General features: G+C 52.0%; 16 protein-coding genes. 8 read left to right on the forward strand and 8 right to left on the reverse strand.

What is annotated here, in order from left to right; translation table 11 throughout:
• The first annotated feature begins 21 nt into the window (after positions 1-21).
• The 3 genes from AB1483_07295 to AB1483_07305 all read left to right on the forward strand — a co-directional run bounded on the left by AB1483_07295 (position 22) and on the right by AB1483_07305 (position 4,184).
• Positions 22-1,344 carry an HDOD domain-containing protein gene (locus AB1483_07295; protein ID MEW6412263.1) on the forward strand — a complete coding sequence of 441 codons (1,323 nt, stop codon included), beginning with the start codon at positions 22-24 and terminating at the stop codon, positions 1,342-1,344.
• Between the two features lie 43 nt (positions 1,345-1,387).
• On the forward strand, positions 1,388-2,587 hold the full coding sequence (gene aroC / locus AB1483_07300; protein MEW6412264.1) for a chorismate synthase: 1,200 nt from the start codon (positions 1,388-1,390) through the stop codon (positions 2,585-2,587).
• A gap of 103 nt (positions 2,588-2,690) precedes the next feature.
• Positions 2,691-4,184 carry a leucyl aminopeptidase gene (locus AB1483_07305; GenBank protein ID MEW6412265.1) on the forward strand — a complete coding sequence of 498 codons (1,494 nt, stop codon included), beginning with the start codon at positions 2,691-2,693 and terminating at the stop codon, positions 4,182-4,184.
• A 68-nt stretch (positions 4,185-4,252) separates the two neighbouring features.
• Here the strand turns inward: AB1483_07305 and AB1483_07310 are convergent, their stop codons facing one another.
• From AB1483_07310 to AB1483_07330, 5 genes are all read right to left on the reverse strand, one after another.
• Positions 4,253-5,263 carry a hypothetical protein gene (locus AB1483_07310; GenBank protein ID MEW6412266.1) on the reverse strand — a complete coding sequence of 337 codons (1,011 nt, stop codon included), beginning with the start codon at positions 5,261-5,263 and terminating at the stop codon, positions 4,253-4,255.
• Between the two features lie 89 nt (positions 5,264-5,352).
• Entirely contained in the window at positions 5,353-6,198 is an 846-nt protein-coding gene (locus tag AB1483_07315) for a hypothetical protein (GenBank protein ID MEW6412267.1), read from the reverse strand.
• Between the two features lie 149 nt (positions 6,199-6,347).
• Positions 6,348-9,911, reverse strand: a complete 3,564-nt coding sequence (gene nifJ / locus AB1483_07320; protein ID MEW6412268.1) for a pyruvate:ferredoxin (flavodoxin) oxidoreductase — start codon at positions 9,909-9,911, stop codon at positions 6,348-6,350.
• 130 nt (positions 9,912-10,041) lie between these two features.
• The gene (gene dcd, locus AB1483_07325) at positions 10,042-10,596 is read right to left on the reverse strand and encodes a dCTP deaminase (protein ID MEW6412269.1); all 555 of its coding nucleotides are present in this window, start codon (positions 10,594-10,596) and stop codon (positions 10,042-10,044) included.
• Positions 10,597-10,699: 103 nt separating this feature from the next.
• Positions 10,700-11,125, reverse strand: coding sequence for an Rrf2 family transcriptional regulator (locus AB1483_07330; protein MEW6412270.1), 426 nt, complete (start codon positions 11,123-11,125; stop codon positions 10,700-10,702).
• A 223-nt stretch (positions 11,126-11,348) separates the two neighbouring features.
• On the opposite strand from AB1483_07330, the gene cobO reads away from it, so the two are divergent.
• From cobO to AB1483_07355, 5 genes are all read left to right on the forward strand, one after another.
• Complete coding sequence (gene cobO / locus AB1483_07335; protein ID MEW6412271.1) at positions 11,349-11,897, forward strand: cob(I)yrinic acid a,c-diamide adenosyltransferase; 549 nt, start codon at positions 11,349-11,351, stop codon at positions 11,895-11,897.
• A complete protein-coding gene (locus tag AB1483_07340; protein MEW6412272.1) occupies positions 11,894-12,790 on the forward strand; it encodes a complex I NDUFA9 subunit family protein in 897 nt (298 codons plus the stop codon). The genes cobO and AB1483_07340 overlap by 4 nt, the downstream gene beginning before the upstream one ends.
• Positions 12,783-13,736, forward strand: coding sequence for a thioredoxin-disulfide reductase (gene trxB, locus AB1483_07345; GenBank protein ID MEW6412273.1), 954 nt, complete (start codon positions 12,783-12,785; stop codon positions 13,734-13,736). Before AB1483_07340 ends, trxB begins: the two co-directional genes overlap by 8 nt.
• A gap of 460 nt (positions 13,737-14,196) precedes the next feature.
• A complete protein-coding gene (locus tag AB1483_07350) occupies positions 14,197-16,164 on the forward strand; it encodes an ATP-binding protein (protein MEW6412274.1) in 1,968 nt (655 codons plus the stop codon).
• Between the two features lie 42 nt (positions 16,165-16,206).
• Positions 16,207-18,228, forward strand: coding sequence for an ATP-binding protein (locus AB1483_07355; protein ID MEW6412275.1), 2,022 nt, complete (start codon positions 16,207-16,209; stop codon positions 18,226-18,228).
• 71 nt (positions 18,229-18,299) lie between these two features.
• On the opposite strand, the gene AB1483_07360 is transcribed toward AB1483_07355, so the two are convergent.
• From AB1483_07360 to AB1483_07370, 3 genes are all read right to left on the reverse strand, one after another.
• Complete coding sequence (locus AB1483_07360; GenBank protein MEW6412276.1) at positions 18,300-19,580, reverse strand: citrate (Si)-synthase; 1,281 nt, start codon at positions 19,578-19,580, stop codon at positions 18,300-18,302.
• Between the two features lie 157 nt (positions 19,581-19,737).
• Complete coding sequence (locus tag AB1483_07365; protein MEW6412277.1) at positions 19,738-21,099, reverse strand: FAD-linked oxidase C-terminal domain-containing protein; 1,362 nt, start codon at positions 21,097-21,099, stop codon at positions 19,738-19,740.
• 20 nt (positions 21,100-21,119) lie between these two features.
• Complete coding sequence (locus AB1483_07370) at positions 21,120-21,422, reverse strand: FmdB family zinc ribbon protein (GenBank protein MEW6412278.1); 303 nt, start codon at positions 21,420-21,422, stop codon at positions 21,120-21,122.
• Positions 21,423-21,469: the final 47 nt, after the last annotated feature.

Below are 21,469 nucleotides of genomic sequence, written 5' to 3' on the forward strand. Positions count from 1 at the left end.
ATATTATCGATAAGGTGTAAGATGAAGAAGATTTCGATAATCGATCAAATACGCCGGGATACGGATCTGCTGTCTTTGCCGCAGGTATTATCAGAAGTTCTCGGGGAGGTAGGCAAAGAGGATTTCTCCGCCAACAAACTGGCCGACATAATCCTCAAGGATCCATCCCTGACCAGCCGCGTGCTGCGCATGTCGAATTCTTCGTTTTACCAGAGGTTCGCTGAGATCAAAACAGTGCACCAGGCCATTTCCGTGCTTGGCGCAACCACCGTCAAGTGTCTCGCCCTGTCGACCTCCGTCTTTCACCCCGAAAAGATAGCTCGCGAAAGCGGTGTCGATGCCGCTGAGTATTTCATGTATGTTCTTTCAGTGGCTGCCGGATGCCAGAAGATTGCAAGGGCGGTTTCATATCCATCCACCGAGGAAGCTTTCATTGCCGGGCTTTTACACGATATCGGCGTGATGTTTTTCCTCCATAAGTACCCCCGTGAATACAAACAAATAATCGCCCACGAGTCACATGTCGATTCCTTGGCCGAGGCCGAGAAGAACATCTTCGGGACCGACCATACCGAGGTTGGATTGCACATGGCCGAGGTTTGGCGGATCCCGCGTGAAATTGTCGAGGCTATCGGCAACCACCATTCCTCGCCGGTAAAAGGCGAAGGCGGCAGTCTCTCGAATATCGTCCGCCTGGCGGTTCTTATGTCCCGCGACCGCTGGTCAGGATACGAAGTCGGGCTGGAAGACAGGCTGAACGAAATCAACGCCGCCGCCGGGACACTGTCTTTAAGCAAAGACCAGATCGACAGCATTTCGAGTTCGCTGCTGATCGATACCCTTGAGATCGCCGAGTACCTTGGCCTTGATATAGGCAACGTTGAGGCTATGCTGACCCAGGCTAACCAGGAAATCTGGAAGACCTACCTGATAGTTGAAAACCTCTTCAAAGAACGCCAGGAACTCAGCCAGAGTTTGCTCAGAGAAGAGCGCGCCAAAGGCGCGGTCGAATCAAAAAATATCGCCATGGCCACTCTCTCGCACTATCTGAACAATGCCGTGATGGCCATATACGGGCGGTCCCAGATTCTGCGCCTGATGTTGCAGAAAGGCCAGACCGAAAGAATCCTCGAGCAGCTCGAGGACAACCTTCAGAGAATAGACCAGTCGGTCAAGAGAATCGTCGCTGTCCTTGAAGAGATGAAGCAGGTCTCGCCAATCGACCAGAAGAAATTCGATTCCATGTCAAAGGCTATGAATATCGATGACCGTATCGCCAAGAGGCTTGCCAAGCTCAATGAGACCGCCAAATGGGATGAGGTTATTGCTCCTCCCGCCAAGTAATCACCACAGTTGACCACGACCCTTATTTTTCTTATCATCTGCTATGCTTAGATTTCTCACTTCGGGCGAATCTCACGGCCCGCAACTGACTGCCATAATCGATGGCTTCCCGGCCGGCTTCAAAGTCGACATCAAGAAGATAAATTCGGAACTTGCTCGCCGTCAGAAAGGCTTCGGCCGGGGGGGCAGGATGAAGATTGAAAATGATAAAGTCGATATAGTGTCCGGCCTGCGTGGCGGCGTGACGCTTGGTTCTCCCGTAACGCTGGTGATCGTCAATAAGGACTGGACCAACTGGCGCAATGTAATGCATCCCACACAGCCTGTCTCGGGCAAACTGTCCGCGAGAGAACAAGAGCTTGCCGGAGAAATTACCGGCCCAAGACCGGGACACGCCGACCTGCCCGGCGCGATCAAGTTTGCTCACCGCGATATCAGAAATGTTCTGGAGAGAGCGTCAGCACGAGAGACTGCCGCGAGAACCGCCGTCGGCGCTTTGGCCCGTCAGTTCCTGGAGCATTTTAATGTCCAGATTGTCTCACAGGTGACCCGGATCGGCGACGTCGTTATGCCCGGGATATCTTATCCGGAGAATCTTGAGGTTTGGCGCGAGCGCGTTGAAAAGTCACTGGTACGTTGCCCCGACTCCAAAATCGGCGCAAAGATGATCGAGGCTATAAAAGCGGCCAAGAAAGCAAAAGACTCTCTGGGCGGGGTTGTCGAAGTCATCACACGCGGTCTGCCGGTTGGACTGGGAAGTTACACCCAATGGGATCTTCGCATGGACAGCCGTCTGGCGGCAGCATTTATGTCCATTCCATCCGTTAAAGGCGTCGAAATCGGGCTGGGCTTCAAAGCGGCCGAAAAAAGAGGCAGTCAGGTACACGATGAGATAGAATTTCTGGAAAAAGTAAGACCTGCCTCGAAAGATTTCGTGCGTAAGTCAAATAACGCAGGTGGAATAGAAGGTGGCATTTCAAATGGAGAAGACATCATCGTGCGTGCCGCTGTAAAACCGGTTTCAACCCTGTACCGTCCGCTGAATACGGTCGATACAGTCACCCGGAAGACTGTCAAGGCCAGGATCGAGCGGGCGGATACGTGTGTTGTTCCCGCCGTTGCCGTCATAGGTGAGGCCGTGGCGGCGGTTGTCTTTATGGATACTTTCCTTGATAAATTCGGCCATGATAACATGGCTGAGATTGAGGCCAACTACCAGGGGTTCCTGGCAAGGGGGTTGTAGCACGTTTTTTTTCTTCCCTTTTTCCACAAAATACCATAAAATGGGTAAGAGTAATAGATTATTATGGTGAAATAGACCCTCAATATATACTTGGAGATTTTAGATGACATACAAATATTCAGCCGGCCCGATCGAAGAATTTCATGGCGGAACTGCTGTCATTTTCCTGCCGCAATTCGAAAAAGTCTCCGACCGATTGCTTAAGAAACTCGATGAAGCTACTGCCGGTTCTGTTACGACCATGCTGGAGTCCGGTGAGTTTTGCGGCAAGGAGAAAGAGCTGGCTGTTATCTATCGAACCAGCGGTTTTAAGGCGGACAGAATAATCCTTGCCGGGTTGGGCGAATCAAAGAAAATAGACGCCGACAGCTATCGCAAAGCGGCCGGCATTGCCTCGCGTTCCAAGGCCCTCACCACCGCCCGAAAGGCTGCTTTCTATCTCGGCAAAGGTCGCAAGGAAGAGTTTTATCAGGCGGCAGTGGAAGGCTATCTGCTCGGATCACACAAGCTCCTTGAATTCAAGACGGGCAAAAGCAGCAAGGATGAAAATGTCTTGGACGAGATAACGTTCATCTCCGATGATTCAAAGGACCTCAAAAAGATAGAGAAGGCTGTTGGCCGTGGCGTTATTTACGCCGAAAGCCAAAATCTCGTAAGAGTCCTGGCCAACACTCCCGGAAATCATCTCACGCCACGGTTACTTGCGGCCAAAGCCCAGGAACTTGCCAAAGCGCATGGACTTCGATGCACAATCCTTGAAGAAAAGCAGATTGTGAGAGAGAAGATGGGCGCTCTCATGGCGGTTGCCAAAGGGGCCACCGAGCCGCCTCGCTTCATTGTCCTCGAACACCGCGGGGCTTCTGCCTCAAGCAAGCCGATAGTGCTGGTGGGAAAGGGTGTTACTTTTGACACCGGCGGCATTTCGCTCAAACCGGCTCTGAATATGCACGAAATGAAAAGCGACATGGCCGGAGCGGCGGCTGTTCTTGCGGCGGTTGTCGCGGCGGCCCGCTTAAAAATCCCCCAGAATGTTGTTGGACTTATGCCGGCCACTGAGAATGTCCCTTCCGCCACGGCAACCAAGCCCGGTGATATCGTCACCTCCCGCAAAGGCCTGACCATTGAGATTATCAATACCGATGCCGAAGGTCGGTTGATTCTCGCGGATGCTTTAGATTACGCGAACAAGTTCAAGCCGCAGGCAGTTGTCGATATAGCGACCCTGACCGGTTCGGCTCTCGTTGTTCTGGGATACGCCGGTATTCCCATATTGGGCAACAATCCGAAGCTGATTAAGGCTATCCAAGAAGCAGCCGAAGCTACCGCCGAGAGAGTATGGGAATTGCCTATCTGGGATGAACACCGTGAGAATATGAAATCTACTATAGCCGATGTCGTCAATTCACATGGACGGCCGGGTGCCACTATCACCGCCGCGGCTTTTCTGGAGAACTTTATCGGCGACTATCCCTGGGCACATGTTGATATTGCTTCGGTCGATACCGAGCCGAGTGGACGCCCCTATATCCCCAAGGGCGTAACGGGTATTGGAGCCCGCCTGCTGATTGATTTGGTTCACAGGTGGAAAAGGCTCTGAGCAAGACGGTCCTATGAGATAAAAGGCCGCCTTTTAGGCGGCCTTTCCCAATTTGGTCAAAGGGCTGGTCAGCGCGACCAGCAAGGCGCTGTATCCTTTCCCGGGCGGGTCAACCGCCGCAGATTATTGCCTTCAATGTCACAGATCCAGATGGAACCATCATCGGTCGCGAACGTCAACCACTTCGCGTCCGGAGAAAACGAGGGAGGATACTGTGCCAGCGTCGTACGCGCCGGTGCCTTTACAATGAGACTCTTCTCCAGAAGGTCAGGGGAGAGTCTGTACAACCCTGCTTCCGCCGAATCGACGCCAATGGCAGCCAACCACGCGCCATCGGGTGACCATCTCGGCGCCACCAGCCCCATATTCTTCGCGGCCAGAGTTCCAATCGAATCAAGCGATATCTTGATCTCGTCGGTGGACAGCACCACAATTCCGCCGGGCTGATACTCATCAAAGAAAACAAAAGCGATATCCCCCGAATCATTCATCGTGGGCGTTACCAGAAACAACTCCTCCTCCTGCTTCCAGTCCGGGCGGAGCAACTCTATTTCACCGTCGGCGACATTTAGAAGGCACAGCTGATAGCTGGGATGGTGGGCGCTGATTCGATCCGCGTTCATATCGTTCCATAACAGGATTTTCGCGCCGTCACCACTCCACTCGGGACCGCGTGCCCCGAGTTGTTCGGTCAGTCGGATCCAGTGTTTCATATTTCCGGTATCGGCTGAATCGAGATCGCATAGAAAAAGGTCGTACACTTTGTGACGGCCGCCCGTCATGTCCGGCGCCTTCAAATCGACAACTCCGGAACGCGTGAACACTATTTGGCGGTTGTCCGGCGACCAGGAGAGTCTTCCGTCAGCGTTGTGTACCTCGCAGACCATTCGCTGATTGGTACCATCGGCATCCATAATCCAGATATTGCCTGCCCGGATGTAGGCAATTTGTCCCGACGGTGCTAAAAGTTGGGAGGCGGAATCAGAAGGCGGCGTCTGCGCCGACGCCGCCGTTATCATCACAACGACTAAAATTATATGCAGTGAGGCTATATGCATGACTCGATATGGAAACTTCACTTAAACCACTCCTGTGAAACTCGACATCCTGCTTACCTAAAGAATGCGAGTCGCTCCGTACGAGTCAACAATATACTTTCCGGCTGTTTTTACCAGCTGAAGAAACGCTTCAACTCCAGCTTACCGGTGAAGCCGGACAGGCCAAGATCCACTCTACCGTCCGAATCTCCGGTATAAGAAGCGATAATCTCCTCATCCTGGTCGTTATACCAGGCGACATTATCGAAATTCAAATACAAGTATTTGAAGTCTACGCCCAGTACCAGGCCGAAAACTCTTGTCGGGTAGTCAGCGCCCGCGCCAAACGAAAACCCGAGAGCCTGATCCTTGAACGTAGCGTTATCGGCGTCGCTGGTATTGGTCGCGAGATTCAAATTCTGATACTCCGACCATACATCCCACTGGGCTTGGTAAAAGCCGACACCGGCGTTAACTCTCAATGAGATGTTTTCCAGTTCTTGATCGACTTTGGGCGGATTGTAAAAATAGTACTGGATCATCGTCGAGGCGCCATAAACATGGACCTCCGACGACGGGTTCTCGATGTACGCGCCCACCGGCTCATAGAAATAACTGCCTTCGAGGCTCTCGCCGATCTTGAGCCAGTATTCGACGCCAACCGACCAGGCGAAACGTTTGTTGAACATCATACCAAAGTCGAGTCCGAAAGTTTTCGCATCACCGAGCCAGGAAATGGTGGCGTCGGTGAAGTTCACGGTTTCATAGCTGGCGAACTTGTTGTAGTCGTTGTCGCGATTGATGCGATTCAACGCAAAATAGCCCGAAACCCACGTCAGCTTTTTGGTATGTTTCTTCTCGATCTTGTTCATGTACTTCTGGATGAATTCATCTTCAGACGAGTCGCCGGCATTTACGATCACGGCCGACAAGAGTAAACATATCCCCGTCAGCGCAATAATGATTCTTGGACGCATTTTTCCTCCTGCATTTCGAAAGTGCTTGGTTTTCTATTATGTATCGGAAAAAAGGTGTGTTTTCTTGACGGTATTGATTTTGGGAATGGGGGAAACAAAAAGGCGGGTCAGCGACCCGCCTTAGTTGTTGCCAGTAAATAAGTTATGTTCTACTTGCCAGACTTCGAATAATCCAGGCCCGCAAGCTGAGAATACAGATTCCAGCGACGGTCACAGTCCCTCTGACCCAGCTCCAAAAGCATCTTGGCCCGCTGGGCATCCTGAGCCTTCAGAGTCCTGAATCGAATCTCAGCGTAAGCGTAATCCTCGAATGAGATCGAGGGAGCCTTGCAATCAAGCTGGAGGGGATTCTTACCCTGATCAATAAGATCCGGGTTGTAGCGGTAAAGCAGCCAGTGCCCGGACTTCACAGCCTTCTCTTCGGCTTCGAGTCCGTGCGCCATGTCGATACCGTGAGCGATACAGTGGCTGTAGCAAATTACGATCGACGGTCCGTTGTACTTTTCCGCTTCGACCATAGCCTTAACCGTCTGATTCTGGCTGGCGCCCATAGCAACCTGAGCCACGTAGACCGAGCCATACGACATCATCATCAGGCCGAGGTCTTTCTTGGCCAGGGGTTTGCCGGCAGCGGCGAATTTGGCCGTGGAGCCGCGCGGTGTCGCCTTGGACATCTGACCACCGGTGTTCGAGTAAACCTCGGTATCGAGCACCAGGAGGTTCACGTTGCGGCCGGACGCCAAAACGTGGTCCAGACCGCCGAAACCGATGTCGTACGCCCATCCGTCACCGCCAATACCCCAAACCGACTTGCGAACGAGATAATTGGCCACATTCCGCAGCGCTTTGACTTTATCCTTGTTGGCGCCGTTCATGTTGTTCAGTTTGTCGAAAAGAGCCTTTACGCGTTCGCGCTGTTTTTCGATACCTTCCTGACTCAACTGATCGGCGTTGGCGAGTCCATCGTACATCTCAGGAGTCAGGTCCTTGACCAACTCCAGAGCGTACGTGTTGAGCTTGTCCACTGTCAGACGCATACCGAGCGCGAACTCGGCGTTGTCCTCAAACAGTGAATTCGACCACGCCGGACCGAGGCCATCGGCTCTCTTGCAGTAAGGAGTCGTTGGCAGGTTGCCGCCGTATATCGAACTACAGCCCGTGGCGTTGCCGCACAGAGCGCGATCACCGAATAACTGTGTCATGAGCTTCACATAAGGGGTCTCGCCGCAGCCACCGCAGGCGCCGGAGAATTCAAACAACGGCTGAACGAACTGTGAACCCTTCACGGTCTCGATATTGAACAACGACTGATCCGGATCGGGCAGTTCGTTCATGAAAAACTCCCAGTTCTTCTTTTCGCGCTCGCGAATCGGAGCCTGAAGAGTCATGTTAATTGCCTTGCGACCGGTCTTGTTGCCTTCGGCATCCTTCACCTCGACCGGGCAGGCGTTAACGCAGACCACGCAGCCGGTGCAGTCTTCCGGAGCGACCTGAAGCGAATAATACAGACCTTCATACTGTTTGGTCCTGGCATCGGCATACAAAAAGTCCGCCGGAGCTTTCGCGATATACTTCTTATCGTATACCTTTGGTCTGATAGCGGCATGCGGGCAGACGATAGAACAGATATTACACTGAATACAGGCTTCCTTGTCCCACTGGGGAATGTCCACGGCGATATTGCGCTTTTCGTATTGCGTCGTGCCGGTGGGATACGTTCCGTCAATAGGGAACGCCGAAACCGGAAGGTCGTCGCCGCGACCGGCGATAATCTCAGCCGTGACAGTCTTGACGAATTCGGGCGCGAAATCCGGTACGATCGGCGGACGATGCGCCTTGCTGGTGACCTTCTGCGGGTACTTGACCTCCTTGACAGCGTCAGCAGAGGCGTCTACCGCTTCGTGATTCATCTTGACGACCTTTTCGCCCTTGGCGCCATAGGTCTTGACGATGGAATCTTTGATAGCCTTAATGGCCTCATCCGGAGGAAGAATTCCGGAGATGAGGAAGAAGGCGGTTTGCATGATCATGTTGATGCGAGCGCCCAGCCCCAGCTTTTTCGCTACCGCGATAGCATCGATTACATAAAACTTGGCCCTGCGATCGATTATCTGCTTTTGGACCTCGATAGGCATCTGGTCCCAGATTTCATCCGGACCGAATGGTGAGTTCAATAGAAACGTGCCGCCTTCAATCAGCTTGTCGACCATGTCATATTTCTCGAGGAAAGAGAAATTGTGGCAGGCAACGAACTGTCCTCTGGTGATCAGATATGGCTTGCGGATAAGGTTTTTTCCGAAGCGGACGTGTGACACGGTTACCGCGCCGGCTTTCTTGGAGTCGTAAACGAAATATCCCTGGGCGTAGTTGTCCGTGTACTCACCGATGATCTTGATGGAGTTTTTGTTGGCCCCCACGGTACCATCGGCTCCGAGTCCGTAAAACAGGCCGCGGAAGTTGGCGCCCTCGAGATCGAATGACAGGTCGGGGTCGAGCGATGTCATTGTCACGTCGTCTTTGATACCTACGGTAAAGTGATTTTTCGGCTCTTTCTGTTTCAGATTGTCGAAAATCGCTTTCGCCATCGGCGGGTTGAACTCTTTCGAACCCAGACCATAGCGGCCGCCGACAATCAACGGACGATTCTTGAACGGTGCGAAGCCGTTGTCAAGCGCTTCGTTCAGGGCGGTCTGAACATCGGCATAGAGCGGCTCACCAACAGAGCCCGGCTCCTTGGTGCGGTCCATGACGGCGATCTTCTTCACACTCGCCGGCAGGGCCTCGGCGAATGCCTTGACCGCAAACGGACGGTACAGACGGACTTTGATCAGGCCGACTTTTTCACCCTTGGCAACCAACTCGTCAACAGTCTCATGAACCACTTCGGCGCCCGTTCCCATGATTACCACGACATTCTCGGCATCGGGATGACCAAAGTAATCGAACAACTTGTACTGACGTCCTACTACTTTGGCATACTTGTTCATCGCCTGCTGGATGTGATCCGGGGCGGCGCTGTAGAACTTGTTAACCGTCTCGCGCGACTGGAAGAATACATCGGGGTTCTGCGAAGTTCCCTTGATGGTCGGGAAATCGGGGGAGAGGGCGCGTTTGCGATGTTGCGCCACGAGGTCCACATCCATCAGTTCTCTCATGTCGTCGAACGTCACTTCTTCGACCTTCTGTACCTCATGCGACGTGCGGAAACCGTCAAAGAAGTGAACGAACGGTACTCGGCTGGCGAGGGTGCCCATCTGGGCGATGAGAGCGAGGTCCATTACTTCCTGAACCGAACCCGAAGCAAGCAGGCCGAATCCGGTCGATCGGGTAGCCATAACGTCGGAATGGTCACCGAAGATCGACAGAGCATGACTCGCTACCGCGCGCGCCGAAACATGGAACACTGTCGGTGTCAGCTCGCCGGCGATTTTGAACATGTTCGGAATCATCAGAAGCAGACCCTGCGAGGCCGTGAATGTGGTCGTCAAAGCTCCGCTGGTCAACGCTCCATGAACCGCACCCGAGGCGCCTCCCTCAGACTGCATCTCAACTACATCGGGGATAGTTCCCCAGATATTGGTTTCTCCCGCCGCCGACTTTTCATCGGCAATTTCACCCATATTCGATGAGGGTGTGATCGGATAAATCGCGATTACCTCGTTTGTGGCATGCGCCGCATAAGCGGCAGCAGTATTGCCATCAATAGTAACCATCCGACGTGCCTTCTTCGTACTTTTAGAATTCCTGGAATCTTTATTTTGTACGGCTTCTTTTGACATCATCAACTCCTGAATTACTCAATGACTAACAACCCGTAGGTCTTTAAAAAAATCCCCGGGATACTCAGTCCGATTTGGACGTCGTTATCCCCTGTTGTCCTTGATATTTACCTTTTTTATCTCTATATGAATGACTACAAATCTCGTCTGCCTGAAGAAATATCAGCTGGGCGATTCCCTCGTTGGCGTACACCCGGGCAGGTACCGGACCGGTGTTGGAGAGCGAAATAGTCGCATAGCCTTCCCACTCCGGTTCAAAAGGAGTGACATTTACAATCACACCCGACCGCGCGTAAGTCGACTTGCCGGTGCAGATGGTGATTATGTTACGGGGAATCTTGAAATATTCGCGGGTGCGTCCCAGCAGGAAGGAATTGGCCGGAATGAGCACCGACTCCGCCCGCAGGTCCTTGAAATGCTCAAGCGGGCTGTTCTTTGGGTCAATTTCGGACAGTCCGGAGGGGTCGAAAACCTTGAACTCGTCAGACAGGCTTATATCGTAGCCGTAAGACGACACCCCAAAACTTATCCCAGCCCTGACCTGGGACTCGGAAAAGGGCTTGATCATCTCATGGTTTTTGGCCATTTCGATGATCCAGCGATCGGACTTTACCGGCATAAACTAACCCAATCCTTCTCTTTTGCAAACGTCCAGAGAAGATAAGGTTTTTGATATGGGTTGTAAACCGGTTTAACAGGAAAAAAGTCAGAATTTCTTCTGATTAGCCGGCGACAGTCTTGCTGGTCTGCCAGCGGGAAAGGTCCGCTAACGTATGGTCAGCAAATACAGAGATCAACTTACTCTCAGCTATCACCAACAACTCTCTAAGTGAACAGAACCCCGCCTTGGTACAAAGCGTTGGTTCCGGTATGCACTTGAGTAGATGATAAGGTCCCTGGATAGACTCCAGAATCTCTTTTATGGAGATCTCTTCCGGACGTTTACCCAGCGTGAAACCGCCGCGTACCCCTCTGTGTGAGCGCACAAGACCAGATCTGGATAGCGACTGGAATATTTTCGCGAGGAATTTTTCCGGTATCTCCTGAGCCTCAGAAATCTCCGAAAGAGGAGTTATGACATTAGGTTCTTTTTCGGCAAGGTACAAGATCCCCAGTAGCCCGTACTCCTCAGCCTTCGTAAACTGCACCGCACCCTCCTTCCCAAAGAGCTTCGTATTTCAATTAGTGAATCAAAATCAATAATATCTTTATTTAAATATATCTTCGGGAAGCCGCATTGTCAACCGAATTTGGTCAGTATTCAAATAAATACCAATCGGCGGCAGGCAAACCTCAAACCATTTGGGCGGTTGCCTTTTTGACCGCGAAATTGTACATTTTCGGACACGGGCTAACTCTGAAAGGATCAAAATGACAGAAAAAAAGGCCGATTCCAAGGGCCTTCTGTTGGTCTATACGGGCAACGGAAAAGGCAAAACTACGGCTGCCCTGGGCATGTGTGTGCGTGCGGTTGGTTATAACTGGAATATATGCGTTATCCAGTTCATCAAAGGAAGCTGGAAATACGGCGAACTCAAGGGCATCAAAAGACTCGAGCCCAATGTTGAACTTCACACCGTCGGCGAAGGTTTTGTAGGTATAATCGATGATGACAAGTCTTTTGAAGAACACCGGTTCGCCGCCCAGGAGGGAGTGAAGCTGGCGCTCGACAAAATATCCTCAGGCAAATACCAGTTGATTATCCTCGATGAACTCAATGTTGCCATTGATCTTGGCCTGGTCACCGAGGAGGAACTCGACTCAATTCTGGCTGCCCGTAATGAAAAGCAACACTTGGTAATAACCGGACGAAATGCCCTGGACTCGTTACAGCAGAAAGCCGATTTGGTGACCGAGATGCGCGAAATTAAACACCCCTACCAGAAGGGCATTCTCGCTCAAAAGGGGATTGACTGGTGAAAATCGCTGTCACCGGCGGAACAGGGTTCGTTGGTCACCATCTGGTGAACAAGCTGCTGAGCGCCGGACACGAAGTCACGGTAGTGACGCGAAGAGTACCGGCCCGCGATCGTTTTGTCAGCGAGGTGGTGTATCATGTAGGCTCGGTCGACGATACCGAGGCGCTTAAGTCGGCTTTTAAAAGCATCTTTGCGGTCTATCATCTGGTCGGGATTATCGCCGAGACAAAAACGAACTCCTTCGATAAAACCGTATCTCAAGGGACCGCCAACGTAGTGCAGGCCTGCCACGAGTCCTCTGTTGCAAGACTGATCTACCTATCGGCAATGGGCACCTCCATCAATGCTCCCACCAGATACCACCGGACGAAATATCTCGCTGAGCAGGCAGTGATCGACTCGGGACTGGACTTTGTAATCTACAGGCCCTCGATCATCTACGGTCCGGGGGACGGATTTGTCTCCCTTCTGACCCGAATGATTAAGATGTATCCCGTCACACCGGTTATCGGATCCGGTAAATTCATGCTGCAGCCGGTCTATATCGATGACCTCGTGCAGGCGATGGCGGCCGCCCTGACCAACGACCGGGTCTTGTCTCAGATAATCGAAATTGGCGGTCCCGAAAAGCTTGAATATATTGAAATATTGAATATTATTAAGCGCGTGCTTGGCAAACGGAGGGTGAACTTTCACATCCCCATAGCGGTTATGTACGCAGTAGCATCGGCGCTGGAGAAAATTCTCACGCCGGCCCCGATAACGCGCGACCAACTGAAGATGATGGAGATGGGCAACACCGGTGACATCACCAGAATGAAAGAACTTCTCTCGATTGAACCGATAGAATTGGAAAAAGGACTAAGAAAATATCTGAGGTATCCAAATGGCTGAAATAATCGAATATGATGTTGTAATTGTTGGCGGTGGACCCGGCGGTCTTTGCGCCGGACTTTATTCCGCCCGCGCCAATCGCAAAACAGTCTGTCTCGAAAAATATATTCCCGGCGGCCAGATTGCCAACACGGGCGAGGTCGAAGACTATATCGGATTCGAACACATCCAGGGCTCGGAACTGGCCCAGAAGTTCGCTGACCACGCCACAAAATTCGGCCTTGAAATCAAAATGGAAGAAGTCGAAGAAGTTTACTCCGAAGGCGACTATCGTTTGGCAAAATGCGCTTCCGGCAAAGTATACAGAGGGAGAGCGGTTATTCTCTCCACCGGCGGCTCACCTGTGTTTCTTGACATCCCCGGAGAAAAGGAATATAGCGGCAGGGGCGTCTCTTATTGTGCCATATGCGACGGCGCTTTCTTCAAGGGCCAGGTTATCGCCGTCGTCGGTGGGGGAGATGCCGCCGTGGAAGAAGGCGGCTACCTGACAAAATACGCGTCGAAAGTCTATATCATCCACCGCCGCGACGAACTGCGCGCTCAGAAAATTATTCAGCAACGAGCTTTCGCCAACGACAAAATTGAATTTATCTGGGATTCCGTCGTCGAGGAAATCGAGGGCGACGGTAAACGCGTCAGTAATCTCAAACTCAAAAATGTGAAAACCGGGGAAATGTCGGATCTCGCCGTCGGCGCGGTTTTCCCCTATATCGGCTTCCATCCCAATTCAGATATAACCCGCGAAGAGATGAAAAAAGACGAGGGCGGCTATATTCTCACCGATTACAAGATGGCGACCTCCATCCCCGGCGTATTCGCCTGTGGCGATGTTCGCTCCCAGCTCGTCAGACAGGTCACCAACGCTGTGGGCGACGGTACCACCGCTGCTGTGGCCGCCGAGAAATATATCGAAGCACTTGAGGACAAGCACGCTAAGCGCGCCTAAGATAATATCTTACGAATCAATATCAGCCGGTCCGATGATGCTGACCACGCCATCCAGCCGGCTGTTGCGTCCTGTGCGGGTACTTGCCGCATCCTGATGCCATCAAAATTGTGAATTTTGCTTCGGCAAAATATTGCACTATTGCATACGATTTTTGAAGTAAATCACCAATATTCGTATCGGTTTTATCCATTTTGGGGTCTTTTTATTTCTTGCTACTTAATGGGTTATCCATTATCATGAGTGTAAGGCCGACGCAACATACCACTTTCGGTAATCGGCACGGGGCTTGCAACGTATAAAGTTTGCAGGACTTTAAAGGTTTGGAGAAATGGGAGTGGTGTGTGCTGGACATCCAGCCACCTGACGTTAGAGTCGGGCATCCCCCCTCCACCACTCCCACTTTGTATTTTCAGCCCAGGTCAACTTTCCCCCGAATCATCCGATATATCTTAAGGTTATGAGCATAAAAAGGATAATGCGCGTTTTCCCGAACAAGCGGGCCGCTTTTCTTACCAGGCTGGGGAATATAATACTAATTCAGGTTGTTTTTGTTTTTACTGCCCTTGCCATTGTCATCTTCTATCCCGCCGAAAACGAGACGGTCGATTCAGAATACGTCTCGATGAGAAATAAACTTCGCGAAGCTACATCAAGTATTGACCGGGCGGCCGACAGCTCCTATTCAGACATAGCCTCGCTCGTCGGTGACAAGGAATTCCGAAAGCAACTTGAGCATTCCCTGAAAATCAACAACGTGGTCCAGTCTTACCTCTACGCGGTGAGCGGTGACAGTAAAGCCGTGAGGCTGTTCGAACTCTACGAATTAACCGGACCTTTCCCGGATGAAAAATACGCCGGCTTCGAGTCGCTGGTCGATCCCGACATAATCGTAAACGATGTTGGCTCTTCGGAAGAACTGCTTATCCCCATTATTCACGGCGGACGCTTTTTCGTATACTACTATCACGCCGGGGTCGTGAACAATATGTCGCTGGTCCTTGTGGCGATTTCCGATCACACCAATCTTGGGATGGGCGGGGAGCAGTTTCGGTACACTTTCCTGATGTTGTTTCTGGTGGCGGCCCTGGTGTCGCTGCTGACGGTTTATCTCATCAATAAAAGATTCCAGCAGCCTCTCGAAAGACTCATCCGGGGCTTCGAAAAAACCGTCAAGGGGGAACTGTACTCTCTGGTCGAGACGGACATGGATAACGAACTGTCGAAGCTTGCCGAAGCATACAACAACATGTCTCTCACCCTGTGGGAGAACAATAAGAAGATGACCGATTACAACGCCCGCCTTGAAGAGTCGAATGAGATGCTGATCGAATCGCAGGAGTTTTTGCAGACGCTGATCGACTCTTCACCGGTTTGCATTATATCAACTTCCCCCGAAGGCGAGATAACGGTATTCAATCGCAAAGCCTCCGAGGTTTTCCGGATAGAACGGTCGAAAGCAATCGGCAGCGATGTCGGCAAGCTCTTTTCGCAAAAACGCCATAGTGAAACCGCCAAGCTTGTCCTCGGCGACAACCAGGCTCAGGAAGTACTTTGCCGAAGAGGCGACGCCAGTTTGTTTCCAGCGTATCTCATATCCGCGGCGGTTCATACTCGTGAGGGCGAAGTATGGGCCCACTTGTACATAGTCAAGGACATTTCCGAGTCGAGGAATTTCCAGGAGATGATGGTGCGTCTGGACCGCTACTATACCCGCGGTGAAATGGCCGGCGACATAGCCCACGAAATCAACAATTTCCTCGCCATTCTCTCGGGCAATGTTGAACTGATGCCCCTTCTAATGAAAAAAAATGATAACGAAAAAATTGCCAAGAAACTCGAGGTAATGAAGAATACCATCGACAGAATAGCCCACTTCACCGATGGTCTCATGGATCTCAACGAGGGCGACATCAGATTCGAACCGTCCGATTTGAATCAGCTGATAGAGAACGTGGTCGCTTTCCTCAAGCCACAAAACCGGTTTGACCACATCGAAATCGTCACTAACCTGTCCACCGACATCCCGCTGGTTGAATTGGACCCCGGACAAATCCAGCAGCTTTTGGTCAACCTGCTTCAAAACGCGGCCGAGGCTCTGGAGGAACGGCAATCCGACCGGCGCATCGTGATTGAATCACGCATAGTCGAAAGCGATAGTTCGCGAAGGGCGCTTCTGAAAATCTCCGACAACGGACCCGGCGTCCAGAATGACAAGGAAGACCTCGTTTTCCACAAGCGCTTCACCACCAAGCGCAAGGGACACGGTATCGGCCTGATCACGTGCAAAAAGATAGTAGACACTCATCGGGCAAATATTTTGTACGAATACGATAACGGCGCCTCTTTCACCGTTACCCTGCCCATAGAGCAGAACGTCGCAACCGTCGCCACTTCCTCTGCCGCAGAAGCGGCGACCCCGGCATAACTTTTACTTGCCAGCAATCATCCAATAAAATAGCTTCAGCATATGTCCAGACGGGAAAAAACGGCTATTGCCGGGATTGAACAGCGATATATCGCCATCATTCTGATAACCCTGGCGGTGGTCGTTTTTGTCATAACTTGGGTCAGCATAAAAGAAAGCCGTGAAGACAGCCTCCAACTTCTGGTGGCACAGGGCACGGCGTTTGTAGGGGCCCTCACCGAGGCGGCCGACAACGCAATCGAGTCCGAGCGTTTCTTCGATTATCTCGTCCACATGCGTTATGCCGAAATAGTCGTTGAACTGGCCCAGATGCCGCTCGATGCTTTTACTGACCGGGAATTGCTTCAGGTCGCGTCGGCCCACAATCTTTACGGCATTTACATCTATGGTGTGGATACCAACCTGATCGCCGGAGGCGTCGCGCGCGGGTCAGTTGTCAAGCCTCCCGATTTTGTCGTCAACGAAATAGGCCAGCTCATTGCCAATCCGGAAAACAACTATATCCTTCTGCTTGATCAGGGGGACAGTCCCGATGAAACCGTCCATTACTATATCGAGATGACCAATAACCTCGACCGGATTGTCCTGATTGTCGCCGACGCTCACTACTACGTCAATGCCCTCAGCCAGACACAGATTGGTTTTCTGGTGCAGAAGATGGGACAGGAAGCCGGCGTCGAGTATATAATTTACCAGTCGACCGACGGAATCATCTTTGCCTCCCGCAAAACCGGCAGCCTGCTTTCAATAGAATCAGACCCGTTTCTGTCGGAGTCGCTCGATAGTGATTCAACCCGGCATCGCCTCTATGATTTTCAGGGAAGCGAAGTCCTCGAGTTGGTTCATCCATTCGCTACCACTACTTATCCGTTCGGTCTTCTGAGAATAGGCCTGTCGCTGGATGCCTACGCCGCCATTTCGCGCGGTTACGACAGGCAGATGATCACGATTTCGGCCGTGCTGTTTGTGTTTGTGGTGGTGGTCGTGTTGTATCTGAACACCCGGCGTAAGAGAAAAGAAATCGCCCGCGAGTATCGTCGCATGAAATCAATCAGTGACAAGATATTCGATCAGATGCGAATAGGCGTGGCGGCGGTCGACCGTCGCGGACACATCATCCTTGCCAACGAGGCTTTCGAACGCACCCTGGGACTTAAAGACAGCGCCGGCGCGGTCTGGGACAGCGCCATCAAACTCGAGGAACTCGCCTTCAAGAGGATTGAGGACGGCGCTGAAATGTCGTTTGAGAAAGAACTCTCAGCCAGCGTCAATAACGAGCAGAAGCAACTCCTTGTGGCAATATCGAAGATGAAATCCGATGAAGGTCAGTTCGATGGTATCGTCAGCGTTCTCTATGATGTTACGGGGTACCGCGACTTACAACGCAAGTCGGCCCGCAAGGAGAGACTCTCCGAAATGGGTAACCTCGCCGCCGGCGTCGCCCACGAAATTCGAAATCCGCTCAACACCATCTCAATAGCGGCTCAGCGTCTGGCCGCCGAATTCACGCCTTCGGAGAATCAGCAGGAGTATCTGTCTTTCACGAAGCAGATTCGGGCCGAGACAAAACGTCTCAACGAAATCATCACCAAATTTCTTGCTCTGGCCCACGAAGCCAACGAACGCCGCAAAATCATTAATCTTAGCCAGGCCGCCGCCGATTTCCGCAAGCTTGTTGAAGCGGAAACTGACACGCTGTGTATCGAGTTATCGATCGATGTCGATCCTGCCCTCGAGATACAGGCCGATCCCGACAACCTCAAGCAAGTGCTGTCGAACCTCTTTAACAACGCTAAAGAAGCTCTCGGTGGTCGCCCCGGTGAGATTTCTATCTCGGCCAGAAAAGTCGAGTCTCTGGTTGAGATTCGGTTCGAAGACAGCGGGCCCGGTATATCGCCCGAGATTCGCGAAAAGATATTCACTCCTTACTACACTACCAAGGAAGCTGGAACCGGACTCGGATTGCCTACTGTCCACCGCATAATTTCGGACGCCGGGGGAGAGGTGAAAGTGGAAAGCAGCTCGCTGGGCGGAGCATGCTTTGTCATAACTCTACCCGCTTGAGCGAAACCGATCGTGAATAAAGAAAGCGGCTCGCAAGCGAGCCGCTTTTTATTCTACAATGCCCGAAACAATTACTTGTTGATCTGAGCCTTGATCCAGGCCGTGCTGACTGATTTCGGACGAGTAATGGCCGTACCCAGGGCGCGGTTGAGCACCAGCTGAGCCAGCATACCCATCGAACGGGACACCGAGAACAGAACGGTGTAGTAATCGAATTCCTTAATTCCGGCTTCGTACAGAAGAGCGCCGGAACCGGCATCGACGTTCGGCCACGGGTTCTTGGCCTTGCCCTGAGCCTGAAGTACCTTCGGAACGACATTGAAGACACGGTCGACAGTCTGGAAGACCGGGTTGTTCTTGAGATACTTCTTGCCGAAGCCGTTGAAAGCGGTAAACCGCGGATCAGTGACACGCAATACGGCATGGCCGTATCCCGGGATGACCTTACCACTGTTGAGGGTTTCCCATGCGTAATCTTCAATCTGCTTCTCACTCGGAGCGCCGCCGAATTTCTCCATCGTCTGGAGAATCCAGTTAAGACATTCCTGATTGGCCAGACCATGCAGAGGGCCGGCCAGACCGTTCAAACCCGCTGACACAGCGTAATACGGATCCGAGAGGGCCGAACCAACGGTATGACAGGTAAACGCCGACACGTTACCACCCTCGTGGTCGGTGTGCAGCGTCAGATACAAACGCATCATTTCATAGTTCTGACCCTTGCGCGACGGCAAACCGAGCATCTTGGCATAGTCCGCGCCCCAGTCGAGCTTGTTGGACGGCTCGATCAGGTCACCCTTCTTGTACTTGATGCGATAGACGCCGGCCGCGATGGTGTGGATGGTTGCGATAATTTTGATGGCATCGGCCAGAGCCGGTTCCCAGTATTCCGTTTTCGCCATACCGGCGTCATACTGTTTGCGGAACTGTGACTCGTTCTCCATAGCCAGAATTGCCGTGTCGAGCATAGCCATCGGATGCGAGGTCTTCGGCATCGCCTTGAGAACTTTCCAAACATAGTTCGGAACCTCACCGGCGGCCTTCAGTTCCTTTTGGAACAATTTGAGCTCTTCCTCGGAAGGGAGCTCACCGGTGATCAACAACCAGAAGATTTCTTCAGGAAGTTTATCCTGAATCTTGAGAATCGGCTTGCCACGAATAATCAAACCCTGATCCGGTTCTACGACGGACGTATCGCAAATCATCCCCTTAACGCCGCGCATGCCGCCGAACGCCTGAGCAATAGTAACCTCGGAGATAACTTTATCACCGTGGTTCTTCAGAATATCAGCTCTCTCTTCGCGGAGTTTGGGAATAATACCGGCCAGTGTTTCTTTCAAAGTTTTGGCCATGAGAGACTCCTTTATTTGGTTTTGAATCTTGGGTTAATTGGTTCTCGTATTCCGTTATGTAATAGTTACAATGTGAAATGTTTCACATTCGCCTATATTACATTCGCACTCTAACCTTGTCAAGAGGCACACGTCAATTTGCTCTAAGATTTTTCAATTATACGAAGATTTTTCCGGGATTGAGCAGGCCATCAGCGTCAAAAACGGATTTTATGCGCTTCATGTAATCCAGAGTCAAAGCGTCGAATTCAAGCGTCAAATAGTCCTGTTTTGCCAGACCGATCCCATGTTCGCCCGATAGAGTACCCCCCAGTTCGACTGCCTTTCTCAGAAGTACCCGTATTTGGTCTTCCATGACACCGTAATCGCCCGGGTCACCGGTCATCGACAGGAAATTGACATGAAGATTGCCGTCTCCGGCATGACCGAAGGCGTTAATTCTGAGCGGGCTTCGCCGGTTCATTTCGGCTACAAAGTCCACCAGCACAGGGAACTTTGAAATCGGTACCGCCACATCCTCGGAAATCCTTATCTCGGCTATTTCTTTGACCGCTTTGCTTAGATTGCGTCTTACCCGCCAGAGGGACTCCGCCCGGGAGGCATCGTTTTCCACCCTCAAATAGGAGCATCTGTTCTTTTCGCAAAAAGCCCTTATCACCCCGGTAATCTCCGGGCGTTTCTCTGCCGGCGTCTCGAAAAGCAGAATGGCGGCAGCGTTGTCGATTCCTTCGGTGCGCTCATATTGATTGGAGCAGGCCGCCGCGTCACCATCGAGATACTCCATCACCGTCAGAACGATTCCCGCACGGGTTATATCGCTGACAGTTTGAGCGGCGTTCTTCGGGTTTTCAAATGCCACAAGGATGGTATCCCCAACCGCAGGTGTTGGTATCAGTCGAACGGCGATTTCGGTTATCACAGCAAGGGTACCCTCGCTGCCGATTATCACGTCAGCAAGCGCAAACCCGCGATTTTCGTTGTAGATACCGGTTTTTAGGATTCTGCCGTCAGCCGTCACAGCCCTAAGCCCGATTACATAGTCCTTAGTGACCCCGAAACGCTTACACCTCAGTCCACCGGCATTCTCAGCCACATTTCCACCTATCGTGGATTCATCATAGCTGGCCGGGTCCGGGGGATAGGTCAAACCGAACTCGGCCGCGGAATCCATGAGATGTTTCGTGATCACGCCGGGCCCGACCCGTGCCGTTTCAGTCTCAGCGTCGATTTGAAGCCCTGTCATTCGCTCTGTCGATAGCACCAGACTGCCATCCTTCGGAACGCATCCCCCCGATAGGCCCGTACCCGCTCCCCTCGGCACCACGGCAAGATTATTTTGCTTACAGAATCGCAGAGCGGCAATCACATCCGACTCGTTGGCGGCGAAGACTATGGCCGAAGGTCGACCGATGGCTATGGTGGCATCGTGGAAATACTTTTCGTAGTCGGTGAGATCCGTGACCAGCAGGGAAGGGTCACTCAACTGCCCGGCCAGATCCGAAATAGAAAATGATGACATTTGCGCCCCGGTGATTTTGACTACTTTGCGTTGCTTGCGGACGGTTTGCTGGAAGAAGACTCCGAGCCTGACGTTGACTTGGCACCCGATGAACCGGTAACGCCCGCCGAACTGTCCTTGGTAGCATCAGCTTTGTATTTGCTGTTGCGGTAGTCGGTGATATAGAACCCCGACCCTTTGAAAATCAGTCCCGCGCCGCCACTGATAATACGTTGAGTCTTTCCCCCGCAGGAGGGGCAGATAGTGATGGGCGGGTCACTTATGGCCTGAAATTCTTCGAACTCATGTCCGCACTCAGCACATCGATATTCATAAGTAGGCATTAGTCTTCCCAGTTGCTAATCAGTGCTTCAATCATCCATCCGGTAAG

Source organism: Candidatus Zixiibacteriota bacterium (genome assembly GCA_040756055.1).
Taxonomy (GTDB): domain Bacteria; phylum Zixibacteria; class MSB-5A5; order GN15; family FEB-12.